Annotated in this window: 2 protein-coding genes and 2 pseudogenes; 2 read left to right on the plus strand and 2 right to left on the minus strand. The window is 65.8% G+C overall.

Annotation, left to right across the window (positions count from 1 at the left end; all coding sequences use genetic code 11):
* Window positions 1-742, plus strand: a pseudogene (locus C1706_RS13810) (ISL3 family transposase); the annotation flags it as partial.
* Here the strand turns inward: C1706_RS13810 and C1706_RS15030 are convergent.
* A pseudogene (locus tag C1706_RS15030) lies at window positions 725-1,494 on the minus strand (MFS transporter). The pseudogenes C1706_RS13810 and C1706_RS15030 sit on opposite strands and share 18 nt — an antisense overlap.
* 105 nt (window positions 1,495-1,599) lie before the next feature.
* A complete protein-coding gene (locus C1706_RS13820) occupies window positions 1,600-2,436 on the minus strand; it encodes an NAD(P)H-binding protein (RefSeq protein WP_129459818.1) in 837 nt (278 codons plus the stop codon).
* An 86-nt stretch (window positions 2,437-2,522) separates the two neighbouring features.
* On the opposite strand from C1706_RS13820, the gene C1706_RS13825 reads away from it, so the two are divergent.
* Complete coding sequence (locus C1706_RS13825; protein WP_129459819.1) at window positions 2,523-3,218, plus strand: TetR/AcrR family transcriptional regulator; 696 nt, start codon at window positions 2,523-2,525, stop codon at window positions 3,216-3,218.
* Window positions 3,219-3,401 lie beyond the last annotated feature (183 nt).

Consider the following 3,401-nt stretch of genomic DNA (forward strand, 5'->3'; position numbering starts at 1 on the left):
GGTCCGGGACGGCACCGGGCCCTCACGCCTGCTGGACGTGGTCGAAGGTCGGTCGAAGAAGGCGTTCAAGGACTGGCTGGCCGAGCGGGACCAGGCTTGACGCGATGGGATCGAGGTCGTGGCCATGGATGGGTTCGCGGGCTTCAAGACCGCCACCACCGAGGAGCTGCCGGACGCCGTCACGGTTATGGATCCCTTCCACGTCATCCGGTTGGCCGGGGACGCTCTCGATGAGTGCCGCCGCCGAGTCCAGCAGGAACTGCACGGACACTGCGGACGCAAGGGCGACCCGCTCTACACCGCGCGGCGGACCCTGCACACCGGGGCTGACCTGCTCACCGACCGCCAGCACGAGCGCCTTGACAAGCTCTTCGCTGGGGACCGGCACGTGCACGTCGAGTGCACCTGGGGGATCTACCAGCGCATGATCTCCGCCTACCGTCACACCGACCGGGCAGCCGGCCGCGTCGAGATGAGCTCCGTGATCGACGCCCTCGCCGACAGTGTGCCTGAGGCGTTGGTAGAACTGCGCAAGCTCGGCCGCACCCTGACCAGACGCGCCTGCGACGTCCTGGCCTACTTCGACCGGCCGCGCACGAGCAACGGACCTACCGAAGCCGTGAACGGTCGCCTCGAGCACCTGCGTGGCCTGGCCCTCGGCTTCCGCAACCCCACCAACTACATCGCCCGCGCACTCCTCGAAGCCGGCGGATTCAGACCACACCTACACCCCGAATTGTGAAGAGCCTGCAAACCCGCGGTCCCGGAACAGGTGCAGGGGCATGAGCGCGTGTTCGCCCTGGCGTGCTTCCCAGATGACGAACGCGATGAGGAATACCAGTCCGATTGCGATGACGGACCAGATGGTGATGGGGCCAGAAATGGTGCCCCAATCGTAGGTGGCGCCCTCTTGGACGCCGAACACGACCAGGAGCAGGTCGGCTCCGGAGAGGACGACGCCGACCGTGTCGAGCTTGCCCGCCGTCGTGGCGAAGGTGGGGAGCAGCCGCTGCGCGAGGATGAAGCCGATCACGCCGACGGGGATATTGACATAGAAAATCCATTCCCATCCCCACGCTCCCACGAGGAGGCCGCCGAGGATTGGACCGACGAGTGTGGCGGCCCCGGCTGTTGCACCCCAGATCGACATGGCCGGTCCGCACTGCTGCGGGGGAATAGGTGGGTGATGACGGTGAGGGTCTGCGGTGTCATCAGCGCGGCGCCCACCCCTTGCACGACGCGCGCGGCGATGAGTAGACCGATGCTGGTGGAGAGCCCGCAACCTAGGCTGGCGAGGGTGAACAGCGCGAGCCCGAGCTGGTACAGCTTTTTCGGCCCGAACTGATCCCCCAGCCGTCCGGTGACGAGTAGGGGTACCGCGTAGGCGAGCAGGTACGCGCTGGTCACCCAGATAACGGTGTCGGTGTCGGCCTGCAGTTTGTTGGAGATGGTGGGGATGGCGACGGTCACGATCGTCGCGTCGACGAGGATCATGAAGTAGCCGATGATGATCGCCCACAGCGCCGCCCACCGGTGCGTCTGAGCATGGATTGCGGGAGCCGACACGGTCGTGATCCTTCTTCTTGTCGCGGGGGCGGATCAGCGGAACAGGTCGATGTTGTCCTCGACCCACGTGCGGAACGTGCGGGCCGGCCGGCCCGTGATGCGGGTGTATTCGTTCGACAGGGCAGGGGTTGAGCCGACGGCCTCGCGCCAGTCCTTGATGATCTGGTGCACCCAGACGTCGGGGACGTATTGCGAGAGCATCGCGGTGGATTCCGCTTCGGTCTGCTCGATCACCGCCACCGGCCGGCCGATCACCGCACCGATCGTGTCGACCTGCTGACGCAGCGTGAGCCGTTCCGGGCCCGTGAGAACAGGCGCCTGACCGATCAGTGCGTCACTTGTCAGTGCGATCACCGCGACGTCGGCGATGTCCCGCTCGTGGATGGGTGCCTGCACGGCCTCCGGGTAGGGCAACGGTACGGCGCTTTCCCCCTTCACGCCCCAGCTCCACCGTGCCGCATTGCTGGCGAAACCGCCCGGTCGAAGGAACGTGTATCCCAGACCTGCCTTCTCGATAGCAGCTTCCACGCGCAAGAAGCGAGAGCCGTTGAAGTCCTCAGCCGCCCCGGGGAAAGTCACCGACGAAGACGACAGCACCACCACATGCCGGACCCCAGCAGCCACGAACGCGGCAGTCACCGCTTCCGGGTCCTCCAGGTCCGCATAGAGGAAAACCCGATCCACGCCGTCCAACGCGGCCGCGAACGACGCCGGCTCATTCAGGTCAGCCGCGAACACCCGCACCTGCTTAGGCAGGCCCAGCCTCTCCGGGGTGCGGCTCGACGCGCGCACCTCCACACCGCGCTCGAGCAACCCCGCCACAACAGCGCTTCCCACCGCACCGCTAGCACCCACCACAAGAACCGTCATGACATGACCTCCGCTTAGTTAACGAACAACGTTCGCGAATAGTATTCGTCACGAACGTCATTCGTGTCAAGTGCTACAGTGAGAACATGGCAAAGCAATCGGAACGACCGCCGGCTCGGCGGGGACGGTCGGCGAAGGAGCCGCTGACGCAGCAGTCGATCGTGGATGCCGCGCTGGGCTTGATCCGGGAACGCGGGGTCGATGCAGTCTCGCTTCGCCATGTCGCCGAGCAGGTCGAGACCGGGCCCGCTTCCCTATACGCCTACTTCGGCAGCCGCGACATCCTCCTCGAGCACGTCCTCGACGCTGCCTACTCCCGCGTCACACTCGCCATGGCAGGCGGAACGGACCACGGCGTCGGATGGCGGGATGCCCTCTCCGCGACGATCGTCAACACGATTGAGACGCTGGAGAGCTACCCGGGGCTCGGCACGGTCGCATTGGGCACCATTCCCGTGCTCCCCGGTGCGCTGCGACTCGCCGAACACGAGCTCGCGCTCATGGAACTGGGCCGTGTCGCACCTGACCGGGCCGCGCTAGCGGTAGACCTCATCGCGCAATACGCGGCCTCGTCCGCAATCGAGCGAACCGTGCGATCAGACAACCGCCGCGGCAACGCGGAACGAGACCATGTCCGGGCCGCGTACGAAACCGCGAACGCCGACCACTTCCCACATATCCGACAGAGCGCAGCGCTGCTGACAGGTCCGACCGAACAAGCGCGACGCGTCTTCGCGATTCAGGCGCTCATCCGCGGTATCGAATCCCCTGACGTCAGCTAACAGCTCGACAGTGTGATCTACCGGAGAATCTCGACAAGCATCACCCACGCATTAAGCATGGCCACGACCTCGATCCCATCGCGTCAAGCCTGGTCCCGCTCGGCCAGCCAGTCCTTGAACGCCTTCTTCGACCGACCTTCGACCACGTCCAGCAGGCGTGAGGGCCCGGTGCCGTCCCGGACC

Source organism: Propioniciclava flava (assembly GCF_004126535.1).
Classification (GTDB): Bacteria; Actinomycetota; Actinomycetes; order Propionibacteriales; family Propionibacteriaceae; genus Propioniciclava; species Propioniciclava flava.